This is a genomic window from Kocuria salsicia (assembly GCF_039532055.1).
In the GTDB taxonomy this organism is placed as follows: domain Bacteria; phylum Actinomycetota; class Actinomycetes; order Actinomycetales; family Micrococcaceae; genus Kocuria; species Kocuria salsicia.
Genome location: NZ_BAAARF010000003.1, coordinates 493999 through 519041, shown reverse-complemented (window position 1 = coordinate 519041; position 25043 = coordinate 493999). Strand labels below are relative to the sequence as shown.

Sequence of the window (25043 nt, the reverse complement as noted above, 5' to 3'; positions counted from 1 at the left end):
GGTGTGTCGGCTCCGCCGTGGCGACCACTCGCTGCAATCGCCGCGCCCCCGGGCCCGGACCACCGCACGAGGACGGCCTCTCACCCGGGCCGCCCGCCCGAGGAGCTCCGCCGGCCATGACCTACCCCCTGGGCCTGAACCTGTCCGGACGCCGTGTCCTGGTGGTCGGCGGCGGTCCCGTCGCGGCGCGGCGGGTGCCGGGCCTGCTGGCCGAGGGCGCCGTCGTCGACCTCGTGGCTCCGCGCGTGACGGGTGACCTGCGTGAGCTGGCCACCGCGGGGGAGCTGACCTGGCACGAGCGCGGTTTCGCCCCGGAGGACCTCGACGGCGCGTGGCTCGTGCTCGCCCACACGGACTCCCCGGACCTCCAGGACCTCGTGGCGCGGGAGGCAGAGCGGCGTCGTGTCTTCTGCGTCAAGGGCGGCGACGCCGCGCACTCCGCTGCCTGGGTTCCGGCCACCGCGCGCGCCCACGGTGTGACGGTGGCCGTCAATGCCACGCGCGACCCGGTGCGCGCCAAGCGGGTCGCGGCGTGGATGGCCGCGCGCCTGGAGAGCGGTGAGATCCCCGTGGGCGCGCACCGCGCGTCCGAGGACGGCGTGGAGCGCGAACCGGGCGCGCAGGCCCCGGGCACCGTGGCCCTGGTGGGTGGCGGGCCCGGCGACCCCGGCCTGCTCACGCTGCGCGGCCGTCGGCTGCTGGCCGGCGCGGACGTCGTGGTCGCAGACCGGCTGGGGCCCACGTCTCTGCTTCCGGAGCTCTCCGACCACGCGCGGATCGTGGACGTGGGCAAGCGCGCCGGGTACCACAAGGTCACCCAGGACCGGATCAACGAGACCCTCGTTGCGGAGGCGCGGCTCGGGCACCGTGTCGTGCGGCTGAAGGGCGGGGACCCGTTCGTGTTCGGCCGCGGGGGCGAAGAGGTCGAGTACTGCCACGCCCACAGCATCCGGACCGAGGTGGTACCCGGGGTGACCTCGGCCATCTCCGTGCCCGCGGCGGCCGGGATCCCCGTGACGCACCGGGACCTGGCCCACGGATTCACGGTCATCACCGCGCACGAGGAGCTGCACCACGTGCCCTACCGGGACGGCCACACCCTCATCCTCATGATGGGCGTGCGCGGCCTGGCCCGGCACTGCGAGACACTCGTGGCCGCAGGCTACCCGCCGGAGACCCCCGTGGCGGTGGTCGAGCGGGGGTGGACCCCCGAGCAGCGGTGCACCGTGGGGGACCTGGCGAGCATTGCCGCCACCGCGGAGCAGCGGGGGGTGCGGGCGCCCGCCGTCATCCTGGTCGGCCGGGTGGCCGCGCTGGGGGAGGACGACGCCGCCGGGGAACGCTGAGGACCCCAGCCGGGAGCCCGTGAGGGCTCCCGGTGCTGCCGTCCCCAGGTAATGTTCCCAGCGAACTGGCCCCGGGCCCTTCCGCTCAGGAGAGACTGCTCAGAGGACCGCGGGTCAGGGGCAGCCTCAGGCGCAGTTGCTCGGAGAACGCCCGCTCACGGCTGGCCCACGGGGATCTTCGCCCCGGAGACGAGCACGCGGTGCCCGTTCCCGGCCTCGGACTCGTCCACCTCCTGCGGGGTGGCGGGGCGGATCTGGTCGCGTTCGAGCACGTACATGCGCGCGTCCAGGTCCGCGGGATCGCCCTCGGGCTCGTTGATGAAGGCCCGGAAGCGGCGCATGCGCTGCGGGTCCGCGAGGGTGGCGGCCCACTCGTCCTCGTACGCCTCCAGGTGCCGCTCCACCTCGGCCTCGAGGTCCGCGCAGATGCCGAGCGAGTCGTCCACGATCACGCTGCGCACGTGCTGGGTGCCGTCCCCGTAGGTCTCGTCCAGCTCCTCGAACCAGCGGGCGGTGCGCTGCAGCCGGTCCGCGGTGCGGATGTAGTACATGAGGTAGCGGTCCACGTAGCGGAAGACCTCCTCGCGCGTGAGGTCCTTGGCGAGCAGCCGCCCGTGCGCGGGGTTGGAGCCGCCGTTGCCGCCCAGGAACAGGTTCCAGCCGTGGGTCGTGGCGATCACGCCCACGTCCTTGCCCTGGGCCTCCGCGCACTCGCGGCTGCACCCGGACACGCCGAACTTGAACTTGTGGGGCGAGCGCAGCCCGCGGTAGCGGTTCTCCATGTCCACGGCGAGCGCCACGGAGTCCTGCACGCCGAAGCGGCACCACGAGTTGCCGATGCAGGACTTCACGTTGCGCAGGGCCTTGCCGTAGGCGGAGCCGGACTCGAAGCCGGCGTCCACGAGCTCCTGCCAGATCCGGGGCAGCTGCTCCAGGCGGGCGCCGTAGAGTCCGATCCGCTGCGCTCCGGTGATCTTGGTGTAGAGCCCGTACTTCTCGCCCACGGCGGCGAGCACGGCGAGCTTGCGCGGGGTGATCTCCCCGCCGGGGATGCGGGGGATGACCGAGTAGGTGCCGTCCTTCTGCATGTTGGCCATGTTGCGGTCGTTGGTGTCCTGCAGGGTGCCGCGCCCGCCGTCCAGCGAGTACGCGTGGACCTGGGAGTGGAGGATGGAGGCCACGGTGGGCTTGCACACCGCGCAGCCGTCCTCGCCGGTGCCGAAGCGGGCGAGCACGGACTCGAAGTCCTCCAGTCCGGTGCTGCGCACGGCCTCGTAGAGCTCGGGCCGGGAGAGCTCGAAGTGCTCGCACAGGGCCTTGGAGACCGAGAGCCCGAGGGCCTTCATGCGCTGCTTGAGGGTCTTCTCCAGCATGGGCACGCACGAGCCGCACTGGGTTCCGGCGCTCGTGCAGGCCTTCAGCGAGGCGACGTCCCGGTTGCCGGCGTCGATCGCGGAGCGCACCGTGCCGAAGTCCACGTTGTTGCACGAGCACAGCACGGCGTCGTCGGGCAGGTCGATGTCCCCGGGCCCGTCCCCGCCGGCGGCGGAGAGGTACACGCCCGGTTCGGCGGGCAGCTCGCGGCCCAGCAGGGGGCGCAGCGAGTCGAAGGGTGCGGTGTCGCCCACGAACACCCCGCCCAGCAGGGTGCGGGCGTCCTGGGCAACCACGATCTTCTGGTAGATCCCGCGCGCCGGGTCCGCGTAGACGACCTCGAGGCAGTCCGGGGTCTTGCCCAGCCGGTCGCCGAAGCCGGCGACGTCCACGCCGGAGAACTTCAGCTTGGTGGCCACGTCGAAGTCCGCGACGGCGCTGTCCCCGCCGAGCAGGTTCACGGCCGTGGCCTCGGCCATGGCGTTCGCCGGCGCCACGAGTCCCCACGTGCGCCCGAGGATGTGGGCGACCTCCCCGATGGACCACACGTGCGGGTCCGCGGTGCGGCAGCCCTCGTCCACCACGACGCCGCCGCGCGGGCCCACGGGCAGGTTCGCGTTCTTCGCGAGGTCGTCGTTGGGGCGGATGCCCGCGGCCATCACCACGAGGTCCGCGTCGATCGTGTGCACCTGGGACTCGTCCCCGAGGGACTCGGCCAGGGACACCGAGACCACGGAGCCGGAGGCGTCCAGGTTCACGGAGGAGATGAACGCGCCGCACTGCACGCCGATCCCCGTGGCCCGGATGAGGTCGTTGACCATGTGCCCGCCGGCCTGGTCCAGTTCGATGGACAGCAGCCACGAGGCCACATCCAGGATGGTGGGGTCCGCGCCCACGTGCTGCAGCCCCTGGGCGGCCTCCAGCCCGAGCAGTCCGCCGCCCACCACGACGGCCCGGGGCCTGCGCCCCAGCCGCGCGGTGAGCTCCGCGACCTCGTCGACCATGCCGCGGACGTCGTCCACCCCGCGGAACACGTGGGTGTGGTCCGAGCCGGGAATGGGGATCACGGCCGCGCGCGAGCCGGTGGCGAGCACGACGTCGTCGTAGGGGTGCTCCTCGCCCCGCTGGTCGGTGACCACCCGGCGCTCGCGGTCCAGGGCCACGGCGCGGGTCTCCGTGAGCAGGTGAACCTCCGGCCGGGACCACAGGGAGCCATCGCCCAGGGTGAGGTCCCGCTCCGGGTCGTCGAAGAGCTGCTCCAGCGCCACGCGGTCGTAGGGCGTGTAGGGCTCCTCCGCGAGCACGGTGATGCTCAGCGGCTCCTCCGCCCGTTCCGTGAGTGCGCGGACCAGGCGGAACGCGGCGGGGCCTCCACCGAGGACGAGGACGGACCGGGGCCTCTCGGCCGCGGGTCGATCGGAGAGCGTTGTCATGGGGTGTCCTTCCGGGGTCCGGCTGGCGTCCCGCGTCCGTGACGGACGCGACACTGCTAGATTAGCGCCGAGAATGCGAATTATCTGGGCGCCCGCGCGGCGCGGTGGGAGGTTTTCCATGGACAGCACGACGTCGCAGGGCACCACGCAGGGGTCTCCGGCCGCCCACGGCGAGGGGGCGCGGCGGCCGTCCGCCCCGGACGCGGAAGGCTGGGTGGACGTGTGCGCGTTCGAGGACCTGGAGGTCAACTGGGGCGAGGCCGCGATCGTGGCCGGGCACGAGTACGCGGTGTTCCGCACCAACGACGACCGCGTGTTCGTCACCGACCACCGGGACCCGCGCTCCGGTGCGCTCGTGATCGCCCGCGGCATCGTGGGCCGCCACGGCGAGCAGCACACGGTGGCCTCACCGCTCTACAAGGAGACCTACGACCTCGCCACCGGGCAGTGCGTGGCCGGCGGGGACTGGACGCTGCCCGTGTATCCCGTGCGGGTGCAGGAGGGCCGCGTGCAGTTCCAGCCCGCGGGGTGAGATCCCGGGCGCGTCGACCACGCCGACGGCGCAGGGAGCCCCGGGGCCATCACGAGCCGGGACAGCGCCCCTGGCGCCGGTCACGCCCCGAGCGCCGTACGTCACGGATGCCGGGGGAGGACGACGCCGTCCGGCGCGCTATCATGGACGGGCGCGCCTCGTGCGCGCGGGCGCTGATCCGGCCATCACCGGGGAGCCCCTCCGGAAGAACCGGCCGCCAGCGGCCCCAGTAGAACCGGACGTCCCGGGCACGTGACAGCCCTCAACGAGCGGCCCGCGGCGTCGTCGGCAGCAGCCGGCGAGGCGGCGGACAAGCGAGGTGGTACCGCGCCACCGGCGCCCCGTGCGCCCGGGCGTCCTCGCATCCTGAAACCGTTGTCATCTCAGGATGGAGCACCGTGTCCGACTCTTTCGTGTATCCCAAGGCGAGCACCGACCCCGCCGCTCAGGGTGTGCCGCCCGCACCGCGGCTTCCGCTCATCGAGGAGCGGGTGCTCGAGTACTGGAAGCTGGATCACACCTTCCAGGCCAGCATCGACCAGCGCGAGCGCGGCGAGGACGGCTCCAACGAGTTCGTCTTCTACGACGGCCCTCCCTTCGCCAACGGCCTGCCCCACTACGGCCACCTGCTCACCGGCTACGTCAAGGACCTCGTGGCCCGCTACCAGACCCAGCAGGGCCGCCGCGTGGAGCGCCGCTTCGGCTGGGACACCCACGGTCTGCCCGCCGAGCTGGAGGCCATGAAGCAGCTGGGGATGACCGACAAGCAGGAGATCGAGTCGATGGGCATCGACAAGTTCAACGACGCCTGCCGCTCCTCCGTGCTCACCTACGCCACCGAGTGGCAGGACTACGTGACCCGCCAGGCCCGCTGGGTGGACTTCGAGAACGACTACAAGACGCTGAACCCGGACTACATGGAGTCCGTGATCAGCGCGTTCAAGGCCCTCGACGACAAGGGCCTCGTCTACTCCGGCTACCGCGTGCTGCCGTACTGCTGGAAGGACGAGACGCCGCTGTCCAACCACGAGCTGCGCATGGACGACGACGTCTACAAGATGCGCCAGGACACCTCCCTGACCGTGGCGTTCCGGCTCTCGGCCGACACCTCCTGGGCCGCGGAGCCCGCCGTGGCCGCGGAGCTCGCCGGCGCCGAGGCCATCGCCTGGACCACCACCCCCTGGACCCTGCCCACCAACGAGGCGCTCGCCGTCGGGCCCGCAGTCGACTACGCACTGGTGCCCGGTGCGGGGGAGCTGGCGGGCCGCCGCTTCCTCGTGGCCGCGGAGCTGGCACCCGGCTACGCGAAGGACCTGGGCTACGGCGACGCCGAGGACCCGGCCGCCGCCGTGCGGGACGCGGTCACGGCGCACTACACGGGTGAGCAGCTCGCGGGCATCCGCTACGCCCCGCTGTGGGACTACTTCACCGACGCTGAGCGCTTCGGCACCGAGCATGCGTGGCAGATCCTCGTGGCGGACTACGTGACGACGACGGACGGCACGGGCATCGTGCACCAGGCCCCGGCCTACGGCGAGGACGACCAGTGGACGTGCGCCGAGCACGACATCCCGGTGGTGCTCACCGTGGACGAGAGCGGCCGGTTCCACCCGTTCTTCGCGGACGACTCGCTGGCCGAGGGCGCTCCGCTGGCCGCGCTCGCGGGGCTGAACGTGTTCGACAAGGAGGTAACCCGCACCGTGGTGCGCGACCTGCGTGAGCGCGGCGTGCTGGTGCGTGAGGCCTCCTACGAGCACTCCTACCCGCACTGCTGGCGCTGCCGGAACCCGTTGATCTACCGGGCGGTGTCCTCGTGGTTCGTGAGCGTCACCGCGTTCAAGGACCGCATGGTCGAGCTGAACCAGGAGATCAACTGGATCCCGGGCAACGTCAAGGACGGCCAGTTCGGCAAGTGGCTCGAGAACGCCCGCGACTGGTCGATCTCGCGCAACCGCTACTGGGGCTCGCCCATCCCCGTGTGGGAGTCCAGCGACCCCAACCACCCGCGCCGGGACGTCTACGGCTCGCTCGCGGAGATCGAGCGGGACTTCGGCCGACTGCCGCGCAACGCCTCCGGCGAGGTGGACCTGCACCGGCCGTGGATCGACGACCTCACGCGCCCCAACCCGGACGACCCCACGGGGCAGTCCGTGATGCGCCGGGTGCCCGAGGTGCTGGACGTGTGGTTCGACTCCGGGTCCATGCCCTACGCCCAGGTGCACTACCCCATGGAGAACCGCGAGTGGTTCGAGACGCACAACCCCGGTGACTTCATCGTGGAGTACATCGGCCAGACCCGCGGCTGGTTCTACACGCTGCACATCCTGGCCACGGCGCTGTTCGACCGCCCGGCGTTCCGCAACGTGATCTCCCACGGCATCGTGCTGGGCTCGGACGGGCAGAAGATGTCCAAGTCCCTGCGCAACTACCCGGACGTCAACGAGGTCCTGGACCGGGACGGCTCGGACGCCATGCGCTGGTTCCTGATGTCCTCGCCCATCCTGCGCGGTGGCAACCTGGTGGTGACCGAGCAGGGCATCCGCGACGGCGTGCGACAGATGCTGCTGCCCCTGTGGAACGTCTACCACTTCTTCGGTCTCTACACGAACGCCGCGCACGGGGGAGCGGGCTACGACGCCCAGCTGCGTTACGACGCCGAGCACGTGATGGACCGCTACATCCTGGCCGAGACCGGTGCGCTGGTCACCGACACCAAGCGGCTGTTCGACGAGTACGACATCTGGGCGGCCGCCGAGCGGCTGCGCAGCTACATGGACACCCTCACCAACTGGTACGTGCGCCGTTCCCGTGAGCGGTTCTTCGAGGAGGACACGGAGGCGTTCGACGTGCTGTACACGTGCCTGGAGACGGTCTGCCGCGTGAGCGCGCCCCTGCTGCCGCTGATCAGCGAGGAGATCTGGCGCGGTCTCACGGGCGGGCGCTCCGTGCACCTGACCGACTGGCCGGACGCGTCCCTGTTCCCGCGGGACGAGGACCTGGTCACGGTCATGGACCGCACGCGCGCCATCAGCTCGGCGGGCTCCGGGTTGCGCAAGGCCAGCAGCCTGCGCGTGCGCCAGCCGCTCGCAGGCATGACGGTCGCGGTTCCCGGTGCCCATGCCCTGGAAGGCACGTTCCAGGAGATCGTCGCGGACGAGCTCAACCTGCGCTCCGTGACCCTCGAGGACGCGGATGAGGTCTCTGCGGCCGATTACGGCATCTCCCAGGAGCTGAAGGTCAACGCCCGCGCGGCGGGCCCACGCCTGGGCAAGCAGGTGCAGCAGGTCATCAGGGCCACGAAGACGGGTGACTGGTCCGTGAGCGAGGAGGGCGGCGTCGTCGCCGGCGGGGTCGAGCTCCAGGAGGGCGAGTACGAGCTCGTCACCGTGGTCGACGACGCTGCGGCGAGCTCCGCGCGCGCCGTCACCGTGCTGCCGGGCGGCGGTTTCCTGGTGCTGGACACAGGGCTCACGGACGAGCTGCGCGCGGAGGGCGTCGCGCGCGACGTCGTGCGTGCCATCCAGCAGGCCCGCAAGGACGCCGCGCTGAACGTCTCCGACCGTATCCGCACCCGCGTGGCCGCGGACGCCACCACCGTGGCGGCCGTGGAGGCCAACCGCGAGCTCGTGGCGGGGGAGACCCTGTCCGAGGAGCTGGAGCTGGTCCCCGCAACGGACCTGAGCGTGAGCGTGGAGGTGGTGTCCGCATGAGCGCGGCGAGCGAGCACGAGAACTTCGCGTCCGTGGAGGACATCTACCAGCACCTGCTCTCCCGCGCGCCGGAGGACCGCATGGCGCCGCGCCTGGACGCGGTGCAGCTGGCCGTGGAGGCCCTCGGGGACCCGCACCGCAGCGCCCCCGTGGTGCACGTGACCGGCACCAACGGCAAGACCTCCACCGCACGGCTGATCGAGTCCCTGCTGCTGGCCCACGACCTGCGCGTGGGCCGCTACACGAGCCCGCACCTGGAGCGCGTGACCGAGCGGATCAGCATCGACGGCGAACCCGTCTCCGACGAGACCTTCGTGCGGATCTACGGCGAGATCGCCCCGTACCTGGACCTCGTGGACCGTCACCTGGAGGCGGACGGCGCCCCCCGGCTGACCTACTTCGAGACCCTCACGGTGCTCGCGTTCGCGGTCTTCGCGGACGAGCCCGTGGACGTGATGGTCCTGGAGGTGGGCATCGGCGGCTCGTGGGACGCCACCAACGTGGCGGACGCCGCGGTGTCCGTGGTGACGCCGATCGACCTCGACCACACCGGGATGCTCGGCGAGACCGTCGAGGAGATCGCCGGGGAGAAGTCCGGGATCGTGAAGCCCGGTGGGTTCCTGGTGAGCGCCGCGCAGCAACCCGGCGCCGCGCAGGTGCTGCTCGAACGCGCCACGGAGCTCTCCGTCCCGTTCCGGTTCGAGGCAGTGGAGTTCGGGGTCGAGCAGCGCACCACCGCCGTGGGCGGGCAGGTGATCACCCTGCAGGGTCTCGCCGCGCGCTACGAGGACCTCATGCTGCCGCTGTTCGGCGCCCACCAGGCGCAGAACGCCGCGGTGGCCGTGGCCGCCGTCGAGGCCCTGCTCGGGGGCGGCGAGAAGCCGCTGAACCACGAGCTCGTGGCCGCCGGGCTCGGCGCCGCGTCCTCGCCCGGCCGCCTCGAGCTCGTGCGCACCGCCCCGCCCGTGCTGCTCGACGCCGCCCACAACCCGCACGGGCTGCTCGCCTCCGCGGCCGCCCTGCGCGAGGCGTTCACGTTCACCACCCTGAACCTCGTGGTGGGCGTGCTCCAGGACAAGGACTCCGAGGCCATGTTCCGTGTGCTCGCGGACGAGTACCGCGAGTTCGACGTCACCCTGTGGTGCACGCGCTCGCAGTCCCCGCGGGCCATGGACCCGCAGGAGCTGGCGGAGATCGCCGTGGACATGGGCCTCGACGAGGACGCCGTGCGTGTGGCACCGCGACTGGAGGACGCGTGCTCGGCCGCCGTCCAGGACGCCGTGGACCGGCACGCCTCGGACGGGGCCGTGCTGATCACCGGGTCGATCACCGTGGTGGGTGAGGCGCGTGCGCTGCTCGAGCTCTGACCCCCGCGCCCGAACCCGCCACCCCCGATCCTCGGAAGGAACCGCATGGCCCGCATGAGCAAGGCGCAGCGCGAGTGGCGCCCCGGACAGCCCAAGAAGAAGGGCTCGGTCAAGACGATGTTCGCGTCCAGCGTGCTGAGCATCGAGGCCTTCATCGTCTTCTTCGCCGCGCTGGCCGCGTTCGGACTGGTGGCACGGGACTGGAGCACTCCCGCAAAGGTCTGGCTGATGGTCGGGGCGGTGGTGCTCGCGGCGGTGTTCGTCATGGTGTGCGCCGTGCTGCGCAGGCCGTGGGGCTACGCCGCGGGGTGGGTGCTGCAGCTCGCGCTGATCGCCACGGGGTTCGTGGTCCCGGCCATGTTCGTGATCGGTGCCATGTGCGCCCTGGCCTGGTGGTACGCCATGGTCAAGGGCGGAAGCATGGACCGGGAGAACGCCCAGCGCGCGGAGGAGCAGCGCCGCTGGGAGGAAGCCCACCCTCAGACCTGAACCGCCCGGGGCGGGCCCTGCCCCGGGCCGCGTTCCCGGACCCCCGGCCCGGGCGGATAGGCTCGCCACAGCACCCGACAACCCGGCACCGGCAGCGCCCTGCAGCTGAGAGGCACAGAGCGCGGTGCACCGCAGTGGACTCCTCACGAGTCCGTGACCAGCAAGGAGATCCTCATGACGCAGCGCACCCTCGTCCTCGTGAAGCCGGACGGTGTCCAGCGCGGACTCACCGGTCAGATCCTGGCCCGCATCGAGGCCAAGGGCTACACCCTAGCCGAGCTCAAGCGCGTGACGGCCACCCGCGAGGTCCTGGAGCAGCACTACGCCGAGCACCAGGGCAAGCCGTTCTTCGAGCCGCTCGTGGAGTTCATGATGTCCGGGCCCGTGGTGGCCGCGGTCGTCGAGGGCGACCGCGTGATCGAGGGCTTCCGCAGCCTCGCCGGCGCCACCGAGCCCACCACGGCCGCCCCGGGCACCATCCGCGGCGATCTCGGGCGCGACTGGGGCGAGAAGGTCCAGAAGAACCTCGTGCACGGCTCCGACTCGCCCGAGTCCGCCGAGCGCGAGATCGGCATCTGGTTCGGCTGACCGGCTCTCACCCGCCGACAGGACGCGGACCTCGGTCCGCAGAGACGACGACGGCGCGTCGCGGCCCCCTGGACATGGTCCGGGAGCCCGCGGCGCGCCGTCGTCGTACGGTGTCGGGCGTCCAGCGGGGGCGCTCAGGTGGTCAGGGTGCCCAGGTGGAGAGAGCGCTCAGATGTTCGGGGTGGTCAGCCGAAGATGACCGTGGCGAAGCGCACGGCGATCACGCCGAAGACCACCACCAGGGCGGCGATGCCGCTGAACCACGCCCACGCGGAGAGCCCGGAGTCCATCCCGCGCGGGGAGGAGCTGAGGATCCCGGCCTGGCGCATCCGGGCGGTGGTGTGTGCGAGCAGCAGGGTCTGGGCGCACCACACGATCATGCAGTAGAGGCACAGGGCGTTGATGTGGAAGGTGGTCTGCCACCACAGCCACAGGGTGAACACGGAACCCGCCGCGGTGCCCAGCCACAGCAGCACCCAGTACCAGCGCGCGTACCGGGCGCCGGCGAGCACACCCACGGCCACCGCGAGCACCACGGCGTAGGCCACGATGCCGATGAACGGGTTGGGGAAGCCGAAGAGCTCCGCCTGGGGGGTGCGCATCACGGTGCCGCAGGAGAGCCACGAGTTGAAGTCGCAGCTCGAGCGGTGGCCCGCGTCCTGGAAGATCGCGAGCCGTTCGGCCACGAGCACGGCGGAGGCAGCAAAGCCCACCACGGAGCACACGACGGCGAGCCAGGCCCAGGAGCGGTCCGCCCGGGGAACGGGAACGGGAGAGTGGTCCCGGACCGGATCGTGGGGGTGTGCGGCTGGTGCGGGGGATGTTGAGCTCACGCGCCCGATGGTAGACCACCTGTGTGGGCGTCCACTCGGTGCACCGCCGGGCCCGGGTGGGGAGTGCCCGCCGCCGGGATCACCTCCAGGAGGACCGTGTGCGCTGCACCACGCGGAATGCGCGGTGACAGGGGGACGACTGTGAGATACTGCAGGTGGTCGGCCCTCAGCCGCACATGAGGACCCGACCCGGCAGGAGCACCGATCGGCATCGGTGCGGACCCGCGGCTCTCAGAGGATCGAGCGCGTCCGCACCGGTCAAGTCCGCGGTCCCCAGGACCCAGCGGCTCGGGCATCCGTCGGCCCGTGGACGGCGCGCGTGACACACGCCACGCCCGCGGGTACGAAATCGACTTCCGGCGGCCGCGTGGAGAACACCGGCTCGACCGACCGAGCACACCTCGGGCCCGGGTGCGGGCGGTGCCCCGAGCAGGAGCACAACCACACATGGAACCTGAGCAGGAAAACTCCCAGTCCCCCCTGGAGGCCGCGGCCTCCACCCCAGTCGTGCAGGACGCCGCCGCTAGTACCGAGCCGGCCACCGCCTCCGTGGCGAACGACGCCGCTGCGGTTGCCGCGGCCGAGGAGGGCACCACCTCGGCCACGGTCGGCGAGATCCCCGCGGGGGACACCAAGGCCGCCGCCGCACTCGGTGCCTCAGCGCAGCCGTCCGCGGCGGAGCCCACCGACGCCGGTGCGGGTCAGGGCGAGGTCACGCCGTCGGAGTCCGGGCTGCAGCAGAGCGGGGCGGCCGAGGCCGTCGAGAACGTGACCGTGGAGGTCACCGAGGAGGAGACCGAGCCCCCCACGCAGGAGAACTTCGGCGCCTTCGGCCCCGGCGCGTCCCTGATGTTCCACGCGCCGGACCCGGACGAGATCCGCAAGGCCGCCGAGGCGCAGGCCGCTCGCCTCCGCGAGGCCGCCCAGGAGCGCGAGGCGCAGCGGGAGGCCGAGCGTGGCGCCCGCGGTGACCACGAGGACGAGGACGAGTTGGGCACCGCCTCCAGCAAGCGGCGTCGTCGTCGGCGCCGTGGCGAGGAGGACATGGAGCTCGTGGACGACTCCGACGGCTCCGTGACCCGCGTGCGCGCCCCCCGCGGCGGCTCCGAGGGCACCGGCCCGGACGAGGTGGTGGGCGTCAAGGGCTCCACGCGCCTGGAGGCGAAGCGACAGCGGCGCCGTGAGTCCCGCCAGTTCGGCCGCAAGCGCCACGTGATCACCGAGGCCGAGTTCCTCGCGCGCCGCGAGTCCGTGGAGCGCACGATGCTCGTGCGCCAGAAGGAGAACCGGATCCAGATCGGCGTGCTGGAGGACGGAATCCTCGCGGAGCACTTCGTCTCCCACACGCAGCAGGACTCCCTGATCGGCAACGTGTACGTGGGCAAGGTACAGAACGTGCTGCCGTCCATGGAGGCGGCGTTCGTGGACATCGGGCGCGGCCGCAACGCCGTGCTCTACGCCGGTGAGGTGGACTGGGACGCCGCCGAGCTCGGCAAGAAGCCCCGCAAGATCGAGAACGCCCTGAAGTCAGGGGACGCCGTCCTCGTGCAGGTCACCAAGGATCCGGTGGGCCACAAGGGTGCACGCCTGACGAGCCAGGTCTCGCTGCCCGGCCGCTACCTCGTGTACGTGCCAGGAGGCTCTATGACGGGGATCTCCCGCAAGCTGCCGGACGTCGAGCGGCAGCGGCTGAAGAAGATCCTCAAGGACCGCCTGCCCGAGGGCGCGGGCGTGATCGTGCGCACCGCGGCGGAGGGTGCCTCCGAGACGGAGCTGACCAACGACATCAACCGGCTGCGGTCCCAGTGGGAGCAGATCCAGGAGAAGGCCGCGTCCACCAAGACGCTCGCCCCGGAGATGCTCTACGCGGAGCCGGACCTGACCATCAAGACCGTCCGCGACGTCTTCAACGAGGACTTCACCGCCATGGTGGTCCAGGGCGAGCAGGCGTGGGACAACATCGAGGCCTACGTGACCTACGTGGCCCCGGACCTGCTGGACCGGCTGCACCGCTGGACCGAGGACGAGGACCTCTTCGAGCACATGCGCGTGGAGGAGCAGATCCACAAGGCGCTGGAGCGCAAGGTGTTCCTGCCCTCCGGTGGCTCCCTGGTGATCGACCGCACCGAGGCCATGACCGTGGTGGACGTCAACACGGGCAAGTTCACGGGCTCCGGCGGCAACCTCGAGGAGACCGTCACCAAGAACAACCTGGAGGCTGCCGAGGAGATCGTGCGCCAGCTGCGGCTGCGGGACATCGGCGGGATCATTGTGGTCGACTTCATCGACATGGTGCTCGAGTCCAACCGCGACCTCGTGCTGCGCCGGCTCGTGGAGTGCCTGGGCCGGGACCGCACCAAGCACCAGGTGGCCGAGGTGACCTCGCTGGGTCTCGTGCAGATGACGCGCAAGCGCATGGGCACCGGACTGCTCGAAGTCTTCTCGGAGCCCTGCGAGGAGTGCGCGGGACGCGGCGTCGTCGTCCACGACCACCCGCTCCAGGGCCGCTCCAGCGCCGCGCCCACGGACCACCGTGGCAACCGCAACGAGCGCAAGCGCTCTCGCTCCGGCAAGCCCCAAAGCAACCAGCAGCAGGGGCACTCCAAGTCCCAGAACCGGGGCGCGGGCTCGGAGGAGCAGGAGAACCAGGCCCGCGCCGAGGCCACCCGCGCTGCGCTCGCGAACATCGCCTCAGCCTCCACGCACGAGGACGACGACGCCGCGCAGCACGGTTCCGGTGCCGAGGCCACCCCGCAGGGTGGCGGCCAGAACCGGCAGGGCTCGGACACGAACGGTACTCCCGAGACTCACGGCTCCGCGGGCACCCACGGGGACTTGGACAACCGCAGCACCTCGGACGGCGAGTCCGACGGCGGCCGCCGCCGCAAGAAGCGCCGCGGCAAGCGCAGCCGGGGCCGTGGGCCGCAGGGCGAGGAGAATGGCACCCAGCAGGAGGGCTCGGCGGACGCGGGAGACTCCTCCGAGGGTGCGGACAGCTCCTCCAGCGTCACGATCCACGGCGAGGTCATCGAACTCCCGCAGGGACAGTCCGGCCAGGACCGCTCCGGCGCGCGTGACGTCGCAGGGCCCGGGGAGTCGCTCTCGCTGGACTCGCTGACGGCGGCGTTCACAGAGGAGACCTCCGGTGACTCCGCGCAGTCGGGGAAGAACCGTGGCGGATCCGGTGCGCCGGAGTCCGAGAGCTTCGACGGCTCCGAGGGCAAGGGCCCCGAGACCGCTGATTCCGGCTCGCGCGGGGGCAGCTCCCGCAACCGTTCGTCCAACGGCCGTGGCGGGTCCCGCCAGGGCAGCCGCCGCGCAGGACGCGACGGTGGTGCCGAGCAGGGCGGCCGTCAGGACGCGGAGTCGAACGCCCCGACATCCACCGGAAAGACCACAGCGCCCGCGCAGAACGGGGGCGCGGGCAGCCGTTCCGGCGTTCCCGCCACCACTGCCCAGCCAGCGGCCGAGACGCCGGCACCGGCGCGGCGTCGTCGAGGCTCGCGCCGTGCGGTGGCGCCGGCTGCCGCCCCCGGCACAGCGAGCGTGACCACCCAGGAGTACGAGGCGCAGAAGTCCACCGTCAGCCGCTTCACCGCGGCGGCCACCGGCCCGAAGAAGGCCGCGACCATGGACGGGCAGCCCACCGTGGTGGGCGTGGGTGTGAAGGCCCAGGACATCACGATGACCCGCAAGGGAGAGTGAACGCCGCCGCACCCCACTGGTGCGAGAGGTGAACCGATGCCGCAGGGGCGTCCGGAGGGATCCGGGCGCCCCTGTGGCATGATCGGTGGAGCACACACGGGGTGCCGCGCCACGCGGCTGAGAACACACCCGTCGAACCTGATCTAGCTCGCACTAGCGAAGGGATGTCGTGAACACCGCACCCGTCCTCACCGTGCCCCGCGTCCTGTCGATCGCCGGGACGGACCCCACCGGCGGCGCTGGCCACGCCGCGGACCTGAAGTCGATCGCCGCGATGGGCGGCTACGGCCTCAGCGTTGTCACCGCGGTGGTCGCCCAGAACACGCAGGGCGTGCGCAGCGTGCACACCCCTCCCGTCGACATTCTGCGCGCGCAGCTGGACGCGGTCTCGGACGATGTCGAGCTCGACGCCGTGAAGGTGGGGATGCTCGGTTCCGTGGACGTCATCGAGACGGTCCGGGAGTGGCTCGCGGCCGGTCGCGCGCCCGTGGTCGTTGTCGACCCCGTGATGGTCGCCACCGCCGGCGGGCGGCTGCTGGAGCGCGAGGCGGAGGAGGCTCTGCGCGGACTGCTGCCCGCGGCGGACCTCATCACCCCGAACCTTCCCGAGTTGGCGGTGCTCGCGGAGCGCCCCGTGGCCACCACGTGGGACGAGGCGCTCGCGCAGGGCCGCGCCGTCTCCGACGCCTTCGGCACGCGCGTGCTCGTCAAGGGCGGGCACCTGGGCGGCGAGCTCACGCCGGACGCCCTCGTGGTCCCGGGCGTCCACGAGCCGGTGGCCGAGTTCACCGGACCGCGCGTGGTCACACGCAACACCCACGGCACGGGCTGCTCACTGTCCTCCGCCGTGGCCACCGTGGTGGCTCGCACGGGGGACTGGGCCGGGGGCATCGGTACGGCCCGCGAGTGGCTGCGGGCCGCACTGCGCACCGCGGACACCCTGCACGTGGGCCACGGCAACGGCCCGGTGCACCACATGCACCACGTACAGGCCCTGGTCACGGACCCGCAGTTCCTGGCCGAGGCCTGCGCCGCCGACGCCACCGAGGCAGCGGACCCGGACGGCGCCGCCCCCGCGGGCGCAGCCACGCAGGGAGCCCCGGCGGCCTCGGACGTCTCGCCAAGGGAGCCATCCGCCGGCGACCTGGTCCCGGGCGATCGGTTCACCGACGAGCTGTGGGCGGACAGCGCCGAGATCCGGGAGCAGATCGCGCAGCTGGACTTCATCCGGGGCCTGGGGAACGGCACCCTGGGACCCGAGGCGTTCGAGTGGTACCTGGACCAGGACATGCAGTACCTCGAGTACTACTCCCGCGCGCTGGCCCTGCTCGCCGCGGCCGCCCCGGACGAGGACACCCGGGAGCACTTCGCGTCTGCCTCGGCATCGGTGGTCACCGCGGAGACCGCCCTGCACCGCGCCCGCCTGGCCGGGCGGGCACCCCACGAGCCGTCCGAGACCACGAGCGCCTACGCGGATTTCCTGCTGGCCCGCACCGGGCAGGACGGCTTCGCCGTGGGAGCGGCGGCCATCCTGCCCTGCTACTGGCTCTACGCCCATGTGGGGACCGAGCTCATGGAGCGTGCCCGCGCGGTGGGGTGGGAAGAGCATCCGTACGCGGACTGGCTGGCCACCTACAGCGATCCGGGGTTCCAGGCGGCCACCGATACGGTGCGCCGCGCCGTGGACCGCGCGGCTGCCGTCGCCAACCCGGCGAGCCGCTCCGAGATGCGGCGCGTGTTCCTGCGGGCGTGCCGACTCGAACTGGCATTCTTCGCCCAGACCGCGCGGGGGAGCAGCACGGAGGGGTGATTGGCGTGACTTCCCCGCATCGGGTAGTCTGGGCTGTCGGTGCCGGGCATCGCTGTGCGTCATATCAATGATCCGCACGCGGGAGCGGCACACTCGGGCGAACACCCTGTTCTGATGCGACAGCCACGTGGTACGCGGTCGGTCCTCGACCACCGCAGCGGGCTGACTCGACATTCGCAGCATCCAGGAGTCCGCCCGACCCACACACGCAGTCCATAGATGTCGAGAGAAGTGAGTTCCCAAGTGGTGTACGCGATTGTCCGCGCAGGCGGCCGCCAGGAGAAGGTTTCCGTAGGAGACCTCGTGACCCTTGACCGCGTCGCCGGCGAGGCAGGCAGCACCGTAGAGCTTCCTGCGCTGCTGCTGGTCGATGGGGACAAGGTCACCTCCGACTCCAAGACCCTGGCCGACGTCAAGGTCACGGCCGAGATCATCGAGGACCTGCGCGGTCCCAAGATCTCGATCATGAAGTACAAGAACAAGACCGGTTACAAGAAGCGTCAGGGCTTCCGCGCCGAGCTGACCACCGTCAAGATCACCGGCATCAACGCCTGATCCTCCCGGTCCCCGATACATTTTCAACGAAGGTAGGCACACACCATGGCACACAAGAAGGGTGCGAGCTCCACTCGCAACGGCCGTGACTCCAACGCCCAGTACCTGGGCGTGAAGCGCTTCGGCGGCCAGTCCGTCAACGCCGGCGAGATCATCGTCCGTCAGCGCGGAACGCACTTCCACCCCGGCCTGAACATGGGTCGCGGCAAGGACGACACACTGTTCGCCCTGGCCGCCGGTGTCGTCGAGTTCGGCACCCGCCGTGGCCGCCGCGTGGTCAACATCCAGACCGCCGAGTAGTCAGTTCTTCCGGACCCCAGGGTCCACCCGTCGCCGACTCGTGCGGTGACGACCACTAGAGGGTGGGCGCTCTACGCGCTCACCCTCTATTCTTTTCACCAGAGACCAACGGGTCCCGCGCACGGCGGGCCACCCAGATCCCGAGGAGCCACGTGGCCAGTTTTGTTGATCGAGTCGTCGTGCACGCCACCGGCGGCAACGGGGGCCACGGCTGCGTGTCCGTCAAGCGCGAGAAGTTCAAGCCCCTGGGCGGACCGGACGGCGGCAACGGGGGCGACGGCGGGTCGGTGATCCTGCGCGTGGACGGGCAGTCCACCACGCTGCTGGGCTTCCACCACGCCCCGCACCAGAAGGCCCCGAACGGCGAGCCGGGCAAGGGAGACATGCGCCACGGCTTCAAGGGCCAGGACCTGGTGCTCTCCGTCCCGGACGGCACCGTTGTCAAGGACCGCGAGGGCAATGTGCTCGCGGACCTGCTGGGAGAAGGCAGCGAGTACGTGCTGGCCGCCGGCGGCATGGGCGGCCGGGGCAACGCGGCGCTGGCCTCACCCAAGCGCAAGGCACCGGGCTTCGCACTGCTCGGCACCCCCGGTGAGGAGCAGGAGGTCGAGCTCGAACTGAAGTCCATCGCGGACATCGCGCTCGTGGGCTTCCCCTCCGCCGGCAAGTCCAGCCTGATCGCGGCCATGAGCGCCGCCCGCCCCAAGATCGCGGACTACCCCTTCACCACGCTCGTCCCCAACCTGGGCGTGGTGCAGGCGGGGGACACCCGCTTCACGGTCGCTGACGTTCCCGGCCTGATCCCCGGCGCGTCCGAGGGCAAGGGCCTGGGCCTGGAGTTCCTGCGCCACGTGGAGCGCTGCGCCGCTCTCGTGCACGTGATCGACTGCGCCACGCTGGAGCCCGGCCGCGACCCCCTCACGGACCTGGATGCCCTGGAGGAGGAACTCGCCCACTACGCGGAGGCCGTGCGGGACGAGGACCCCACCGCGGTCCCGCTCACCGAGCGCCCGCGGCTCGTGGTCTTGAACAAGGTGGACGTGCCGGACGCCAGGGAGCTCGCCAACTTCATCCGCCCGGAGCTCGAGCAGCGCGGCTACCCCGTCTTCGAGGTCTCCACCGCCTCCCACGAGGGCCTGCGGGAGCTCGGCTTCGCCATGGCGGCGCTCGTGTCCGAGGCGCGGGAGCAGGAGGAGAGGCGAGCGGAGGAGCAGCGCACGGTGACGGTTCTGCAGCCGGAGCCCGCGCGGCGTCGTCGTGGCCGGGACCGCCGCGAGTTCGTGATCACCCGCGAGGACCGGGCGGAGGAGCCTCTGTACCACGTACGGGGCGAGAAGCCCGAGCGGTGGGTGCTGCAGACGGACTTCAACAACGACGAGGCCGTGGGCTACCTCGCGGACCGTTTCGCTAAGCTCGGCATCGAGGATGAACTTTTCCGGATCGGCGCGAAGCCCGGCAACGCCGTGCTGATCGGACCGGAGGAGAACGGCGTGGTCTTCGACTGGGAGCCCACCATGCTGGGTGGCGCCGAGCTGCTCGGCGGTCCGCGCGGCACGGACCTGCGCATGGAGGAGACCTCCCGGCCCACCCGGCGCGAGAAGCGCGAGCAGTTCTACGATCGCATGGACGCCAAGTCCGAGGCACGCGCGGAGCTGGAGAACGAGCGCCGCGCGGGAATCTGGACCGAGTCCGTTGACGAGGCGCGTTCCCGCCGACAGACACCAAGCACCGAGGAGGAGACGCACGGTGAGTGAGCAACCACACCGCGAGAAGACCCCCACCGAGACGATTGACGTGTCCGCCGTGGAGCAGCAGGCCTCGAAGTCCGCGATCCAGCTCAGCACGGAGAGCCGCGGGAAGAACCGCCGCTCCGCGATCACGAGCCGGGAGCAGCTGCCCGAGGCCCGCCGCGTCGTCGTGAAGGTGGGCTCGTCCTCCCTGACGTCCATCGAGAACTCGATCGACGAGAACGCGCTGCGCGGCATCGTGGACGCCCTCGGGCGGGTCAAGGCACAGGGCGTGGAGATCGTCTTCGTGTCCTCTGGTGCCATCACGGCCGGGCTGCAACCGCTGGGGCTCTCCCGGCGGCCCAAGGACCTCTCCACCAAGCAGGCCGCGGCTTCGGTGGGCCAGGGGCTGCTGATCTCGCGCTACACCGAGTACTTCGCGCGCTACCACGTGACCGTGGGGCAGGTGCTGCTCACGGCAGAGGACCTGATGCGCCACTCGCAGTACAAGAACGCGCACCGCCAGATCGAGCGGCTGCTGGACCTAGGGATCCTGCCGATCGTCAACGAGAACGATGCCGTGGCCACCCACGAGATCAAGTTCGGCGACAACGACAGGATCGCCGCGCTCGTGGCGCACCTGATCAAGGCGGACGCCCTGCTGCTGCTCTCGGACGTGGACGCGCTCTACACCAAGCCCCCGCAGGACGGCGGGGAGCGGATCGCAACGGTCACGGACCCGATCACGGATCTCGAGGGCGTGGAGATCGGGACCATCGGCCGCGCCGGAGTGGGCTCCGGCGGCATGGTCACCAAGGTCGAGGCGGCGCGGATCGCGGCGGCGTCGGGCATCCCGGCGCTCGTGACGTCCGCGGCGAACATCGAGCGCGCCCTCGCTGGGGAGGACGTGGGCACGTGGTTCGCCACGACCGGCGGGCGTCGCAACGTGCGGTTGCTGTGGCTTGCCCACCTCGCGGACATCAAGGGCACCCTGACCCTGGACGACGGCGCCGTGGACGCGATTCGCGGCCGCCGGTCCCTGCTCGCGGCGGGTGTCACGGCCGTGAGCGGCACGTTCACGGCGGGAGACCCGGTGTCCATGGTGGACTCCGAGGGCAGCGAGGTGGGCCACGGGCTCGTCAACTATGGTTCGGACGAGATCCCCGGGATGCTCGGCAAGCGCACCGACGAGCTAGGGGAGGAGTTCGGCGAGGACTACGCCCGCGAGCTCGTCCACGTGGACAACCTCGTGAACCTGCGCCGCCGCTCCGCCCGCACGAAGCTCAAGCAGTAGGCCGCGGCGCCCACCGCCCCCGTTCGACACGCCCGACGAGCTGGCGACACGACGTCGTACCGCTCCCCAGCAAGCCCTCGACAAGCAGGAGGAACAGTGGCCGAGAACATGTCAGTGCTGACCGCGCAGGAGACCTTCGGGGACGACCCCGTGAAGGGTGTGGGCCTGATGGCCGACGACGCCCGCGTTGCAGCCCGCAGCCTCGCCCGCGCCCCGCGCGCGTGGAAGGACCGCGCCCTTAACCTGATGGCCGACCGGATCGAGTCCCGCCGGGACAGCATTCTGGAGGCCAACGCGCGCGACCTGGAGCGCGGGCGCCAGGACGGCACATCCGCCGCGATGCTGGACCGGCTGAAGCTGGACCCCGAGCGGATCACGGGGCTCGCGGACGCCCTGCGCGAGCTCGCGGCACTGCCGGATCCCGTGGGATCGGTGGTGCGAGGGCAGACGCTGGCCAACGGGCTGCGGATGCGGCAGATCCGGGTGCCCATGGGCGTCGTCGGCGTGATCTACGAGGCGCGGCCCAACGTGACCGTGGACATCGCCGGGATCGCCGTGAAGTCCGGCAACGCCGTGCTGCTGCGTGGCGGCTCCGCGGCCTTCGACTCCAACCGGGCGCTCGTGGGCGTGCTGCGGGACGCGCTGGCGGACGCCAAGCTGCCCGCGGACTGCGTGCAGACCGTGGACGACTACGGCCGCGAGGGCGCCAACGCCCTGATGGGCGCGCGCGGCAAGGTGGACGTGCTGATCCCGCGTGGTGGTCGGGGCCTGATCCAGTCCGTGGTCACCAACGCCACCGTGCCGGTGATCGAGACGGGCGAGGGCAACGTGCACGTGTTCGTGGACGAGTCCGCCCCCGCGGAGATGGCCGTGAAGGTGGTGGTGAACTCCAAGACCCACCGCACCTCCACGTGCAACTCCGCCGAGACGCTGCTGCTGCACAGCGGTGCTCCGGAGGCTTCCCGCGAGGTGCTGGCCGCGCTCGACAAGGCCGGGGTCACGCTGCACGTGGACGACCGTGCTGCGGCCCTGCTCCCCCCAGGCTCAGACCACCTGAAGGCCACCGAGGAGGACTGGGCCACGGAGTACCTGGACATGGACATGGCCGTGAAGGTCGTGGACGGGCTGGGGGAGGCGCTCGAGCACATCCGGCGCTACTCCACGGGTCACACCGAGGCCATCGTGACCAACGACCTCGCGAATGCCGAGTGCTTCACCGCCGAGGTGGACTCCGCGGCCGCGCTGGTCAACGCGTCCACCCGCTTCACGGACGGTGGGCAGCTGGGGCTCGGGGCGGAGATCGGGATCTCCACCCAGAAGATGCACGCTCGGGGGCCCATGGGCCTGGAGGAGCTGACCACCACCAAGTGGGTCGTCCAGGGTGACGGCCACGTGCGCTCCTGAGACGTACCATGGAGGGGACGTCCCCCGGGAGGTCCGTCACCACCGCAGACCGGCCCCGCCGGCACGAGAAGGGAAACGCATGAGCTCGCTGCACCTGTTGTCCACCGCCACCGTCCTCGCCGCCGAGGAGGGCCACTCCGTCAACGAGAGCCTCCACGAGCTGGCCCCGGTCTTCGGTGGCATCGCGTTCGCGCTCTTCCTCCTCATGCTGCTCGCGGCCATGTCCTTCTCCTCCCGCGGCACCGCCCCGAAGATTGGGGAGTACGAGGACCCGTCCCAGCTTCCCGCGGACGAGCGTGCCATGCTGGCCGGCGTCGGCGAACCCGTCCGCCACTGATCGACCGATCGGCCCGCGTGAACGCTCCGAGCCCCTCGGCGACGTCCCCTGACGACCTGAAGATCCCCCCGCGCACACCCGGCAGGCTCCGGCTGGGCGTGATGGGAGGCACCTTCGACCCGATCCACCACGGTCACCTGGTGGCGGCGTCCGAGGTGGCCTCAGTCTTCGACCTCGACGAGGTGGTCTTCGTGCCCACGGGCGAGCCGTGGCAGAAGGCCGGCCAGGACGTCTCCGACGCCGAGCACCGCTACCTCATGACGGTGGTGGCCACAGCGTCGAACCCGCGGTTCACGGTGTCCCGCGTGGACATCGACCGCAATGGGCCCACCTACACGGTCGACACTCTGCGGGACCTGCACCGGCTGCGCCCTGACGCGGAGCTGTTCTTCATCACCGGCGCGGACGCGATGGCGGAAATCATCACCTGGAAGGGCGCGGCGGAGCTGTGGCGTCTCGCGCGTTTCGTGGGCGTCACCCGCCCGGGCCATGTGCTCTCCGCACCCGTGGGCTCGGAGAGCGTGTCCCTGCTCAACGTGCCCGCCATGGCCATCTCCTCCACGGACTGCCGGGCCCGCGTGGCCGTCGGCAAGCCCGTGTGGTACCTCGTCCCGGACGGCGTGGTGCAGTACATCAACAAGTACGGGCTCTACCGCGGCCCCGAGCGTCTGGACGCGGGCGCGTCCTCCGCCGGGCCTGCGCAGCCCCCCGCCGGGGAGTGTGCATCCTCCCCGGCTTTCGCCCCCACGGAGTCCACCGAGACCCCCCACTCGGCACACAGGAGCACCGCGTGAGCACATCCTCCGAGAAGAACGACGCCCCTGGCACCCCTCAGAACTGCCCCTGGGCCACGCACCCCGCCACCGGCGAGCACGAGCGGTTGTCCCCGCCCGCCCCCATGATCGAGCTGGACACCCCCGTGTCCTCTAAAGCGGTCAAGCCGCTTGGCCCGCGCCGGCTCGCGCGGCTGCAGCGCGAGATGGCCGAGCACGCGCGGGAGATCCAGGACGCGGAGCGCGCCAACCAGGGCACGGGGGTCGACGACGCCCTGCTCGCCAAGCAGCAGCGGCTCGCGGACCTCGCGGTCCGGGCCGCAGCGGCGAACGAACGGGACCGCCACGATGCGCAGCGCGCGCTGGCGCGCAGCGGAGACGCCGCCGCCCCGGAAGCTTCCGGGGCTGCGGCTGCCGGTGTCATGGTTCCCGGGACGGCCACGCCGCGCGCCGGGGTTCCTCGGACCACCACTGCCGGCATCCCGGCTCCGGGCACCCATGATCCGAGAGCTCAGGCCCCCGATGCTACGGCGACGTCGTGGCCCGCGAGTCCCGTGGACTACGGGCCGGGCCCGGCCACCACTCAGATCCCGATCTACATTGCGCCGGCCGAGGCGACTGCTGCGCCGGCCGCGGCTGAACCGGCCGCCGGCCCCGAAGCCGGGCCGGGGGAGCGTGCGGGGGGTGACGCCGCGGCGTCGTCAACCGAGGACTCGCACCACGCCCCACCCGGCCGGCCCGTCCGCGCCGTGGACGCCGAAGGGCTCGAGCTTTTGGAGCCTGGCGCCTACAGGAGCCGCGGCGGCTGGATGCGGTGGCTGCTGGTGCTGCTGCTCCTGGTGGTCGCGGCGCTGGCCGTGGTCCTGATCATGTTCATCCTGTAAGACACACACCCTTGCGAAAGGACAGCACGCCTCCGTGACTGCAACCACCGAATCCATCGACCTCGTCCGCGCCGCCGCTCAGGCCGCGGACCAGAAGAAGGCGGAGAACGTCATCGCGTTCGACGTCAGCGACAGCCTGGCCATCACCGAGGCTTTTCTGGTGGCCTCCGCGCCCAACGAGCGCCAGGTGGCCGCCGTGGTGGACGCCGTGGAGGACACATTGATTGAGCGCTTCGACCGCCGCCCCCTGCGCCGCGAGGGCAAGGGCGAGGGCCGCTGGGTGCTGCTCGACTACGGCGACGCCGTGATCCACGTGCTGCACGACGAGGACCGCGCGTTCTACGCCCTGGAGCGGCTCTGGGGCGACTCCCCAGCCATCGACGTGCAGCTGCCGGAAGCGCCCGTGGCCCCCGCCGACGCCGCCTCGCCGGCCGTCTGAGCGGCCACCGCGACAATTTGCGCCCGTCCATCCTGACTGTTTAGGATGGTCGAGTTGTTCCGGGGAACTGGAAGCGCAAAGCCCCTCAGCGGGTGCACGGAAGACTCTTCCGGGCGAACGCGGACGGGCAGGCCGTGGTAGAG

Annotated in this window: 19 protein-coding genes and 1 riboswitch; of the genes, 17 read left to right on the top strand and 2 right to left on the bottom strand. The window is 71.4% G+C overall.

Annotated elements, in window-relative coordinates; genetic code table 11:
* The first annotated feature begins 116 nt into the window (after positions 1 to 116).
* Positions 117 to 1346: a uroporphyrinogen-III C-methyltransferase gene (gene cobA, locus ABD264_RS02315; protein WP_344203910.1), complete on the top strand. Its 1230-nt coding sequence runs from the start codon at positions 117 to 119 to the stop codon at positions 1344 to 1346.
* Between the two features lie 155 nt (positions 1347 to 1501).
* On the opposite strand, the gene nirB is transcribed toward cobA, so the two are convergent.
* Positions 1502 to 4153, bottom strand: coding sequence for a nitrite reductase large subunit NirB (gene nirB, locus ABD264_RS02310; RefSeq protein WP_145009263.1), 2652 nt, complete (start codon positions 4151 to 4153; stop codon positions 1502 to 1504).
* Between the two features lie 118 nt (positions 4154 to 4271).
* Here nirB and nirD point away from each other — a divergent pair, with 118 nt between their 5' ends.
* The 5 genes from nirD to ndk all read left to right on the top strand — a co-directional run bounded on the left by nirD (position 4272) and on the right by ndk (position 10839).
* Positions 4272 to 4685, top strand: a complete 414-nt coding sequence (nirD, locus tag ABD264_RS02305) for a nitrite reductase small subunit NirD (protein WP_144942590.1) — start codon at positions 4272 to 4274, stop codon at positions 4683 to 4685.
* Between the two features lie 398 nt (positions 4686 to 5083).
* Positions 5084 to 8395, top strand: coding sequence for an isoleucine--tRNA ligase (gene ileS, locus ABD264_RS02300; RefSeq protein ID WP_344203906.1), 3312 nt, complete (start codon positions 5084 to 5086; stop codon positions 8393 to 8395).
* Positions 8392 to 9762 (top strand): bifunctional folylpolyglutamate synthase/dihydrofolate synthase, encoded by a 1371-nt coding sequence (locus ABD264_RS02295; RefSeq protein WP_344203904.1) that lies wholly within the window; start codon positions 8392 to 8394, stop codon positions 9760 to 9762. The genes ileS and ABD264_RS02295 overlap by 4 nt, the downstream gene beginning before the upstream one ends.
* 45 nt (positions 9763 to 9807) lie before the next feature.
* The gene (locus tag ABD264_RS02290) at positions 9808 to 10251 is read left to right on the top strand and encodes a DUF4233 domain-containing protein (RefSeq protein ID WP_344203902.1); all 444 of its coding nucleotides are present in this window, start codon (positions 9808 to 9810) and stop codon (positions 10249 to 10251) included.
* 174 nt (positions 10252 to 10425) lie between these two features.
* Positions 10426 to 10839, top strand: a complete 414-nt coding sequence (gene ndk, locus ABD264_RS02285) for a nucleoside-diphosphate kinase (protein ID WP_055083885.1) — start codon at positions 10426 to 10428, stop codon at positions 10837 to 10839.
* 185 nt (positions 10840 to 11024) lie between these two features.
* Here the strand turns inward: ndk and ABD264_RS02280 are convergent, their stop codons facing one another.
* Positions 11025 to 11672, bottom strand: a complete 648-nt coding sequence (locus ABD264_RS02280) for a vitamin K epoxide reductase family protein (protein WP_144942595.1) — start codon at positions 11670 to 11672, stop codon at positions 11025 to 11027.
* A gap of 447 nt (positions 11673 to 12119) precedes the next feature.
* Between ABD264_RS02280 and ABD264_RS02275 the strand changes: the two genes are divergently transcribed.
* From ABD264_RS02275 to rsfS, 11 genes are all read left to right on the top strand, one after another.
* Complete coding sequence (locus ABD264_RS02275; protein ID WP_344203898.1) at positions 12120 to 15377, top strand: Rne/Rng family ribonuclease; 3258 nt, start codon at positions 12120 to 12122, stop codon at positions 15375 to 15377.
* 87 nt (positions 15378 to 15464) lie between these two features.
* Positions 15465 to 15559: riboswitch (TPP riboswitch) on the top strand.
* The gene (locus tag ABD264_RS02270; RefSeq protein WP_344203896.1) at positions 15547 to 17187 is read left to right on the top strand and encodes a bifunctional hydroxymethylpyrimidine kinase/phosphomethylpyrimidine kinase; all 1641 of its coding nucleotides are present in this window, start codon (positions 15547 to 15549) and stop codon (positions 17185 to 17187) included. Its footprint overlaps the riboswitch before it by 13 nt.
* A 243-nt stretch (positions 17188 to 17430) precedes the next feature.
* Positions 17431 to 17742: a 50S ribosomal protein L21 gene (rplU, locus tag ABD264_RS02265; RefSeq protein ID WP_055083891.1), complete on the top strand. Its 312-nt coding sequence runs from the start codon at positions 17431 to 17433 to the stop codon at positions 17740 to 17742.
* Positions 17743 to 17787: 45 nt separating this feature from the next.
* Positions 17788 to 18042, top strand: a complete 255-nt coding sequence (rpmA, locus tag ABD264_RS02260; RefSeq protein ID WP_012398199.1) for a 50S ribosomal protein L27 — start codon at positions 17788 to 17790, stop codon at positions 18040 to 18042.
* Between the two features lie 152 nt (positions 18043 to 18194).
* The gene (obgE, locus tag ABD264_RS02255) at positions 18195 to 19796 is read left to right on the top strand and encodes a GTPase ObgE (protein ID WP_344203894.1); all 1602 of its coding nucleotides are present in this window, start codon (positions 18195 to 18197) and stop codon (positions 19794 to 19796) included.
* Positions 19789 to 21063 carry a glutamate 5-kinase gene (gene proB / locus ABD264_RS02250; RefSeq protein ID WP_303105871.1) on the top strand — a complete coding sequence of 425 codons (1275 nt, stop codon included), beginning with the start codon at positions 19789 to 19791 and terminating at the stop codon, positions 21061 to 21063. Before obgE ends, proB begins: the two co-directional genes overlap by 8 nt.
* Positions 21064 to 21159: 96 nt before the next feature.
* A complete protein-coding gene (locus ABD264_RS02245; RefSeq protein ID WP_145009245.1) occupies positions 21160 to 22467 on the top strand; it encodes a glutamate-5-semialdehyde dehydrogenase in 1308 nt (435 codons plus the stop codon).
* 79 nt (positions 22468 to 22546) lie between these two features.
* Entirely contained in the window at positions 22547 to 22804 is a 258-nt protein-coding gene (locus ABD264_RS02240) for a hypothetical protein (RefSeq protein ID WP_145009243.1), read from the top strand.
* A 101-nt stretch (positions 22805 to 22905) separates the two neighbouring features.
* Positions 22906 to 23598, top strand: a complete 693-nt coding sequence (gene nadD / locus ABD264_RS02235; protein WP_244944743.1) for a nicotinate-nucleotide adenylyltransferase — start codon at positions 22906 to 22908, stop codon at positions 23596 to 23598.
* Complete coding sequence (locus ABD264_RS02230; protein ID WP_145009241.1) at positions 23595 to 24461, top strand: hypothetical protein; 867 nt, start codon at positions 23595 to 23597, stop codon at positions 24459 to 24461. The genes nadD and ABD264_RS02230 overlap by 4 nt, the downstream gene beginning before the upstream one ends.
* 34 nt (positions 24462 to 24495) lie before the next feature.
* Positions 24496 to 24900 carry a ribosome silencing factor gene (gene rsfS / locus ABD264_RS02225; protein ID WP_145009239.1) on the top strand — a complete coding sequence of 135 codons (405 nt, stop codon included), beginning with the start codon at positions 24496 to 24498 and terminating at the stop codon, positions 24898 to 24900.
* Positions 24901 to 25043: the final 143 nt, after the last annotated feature.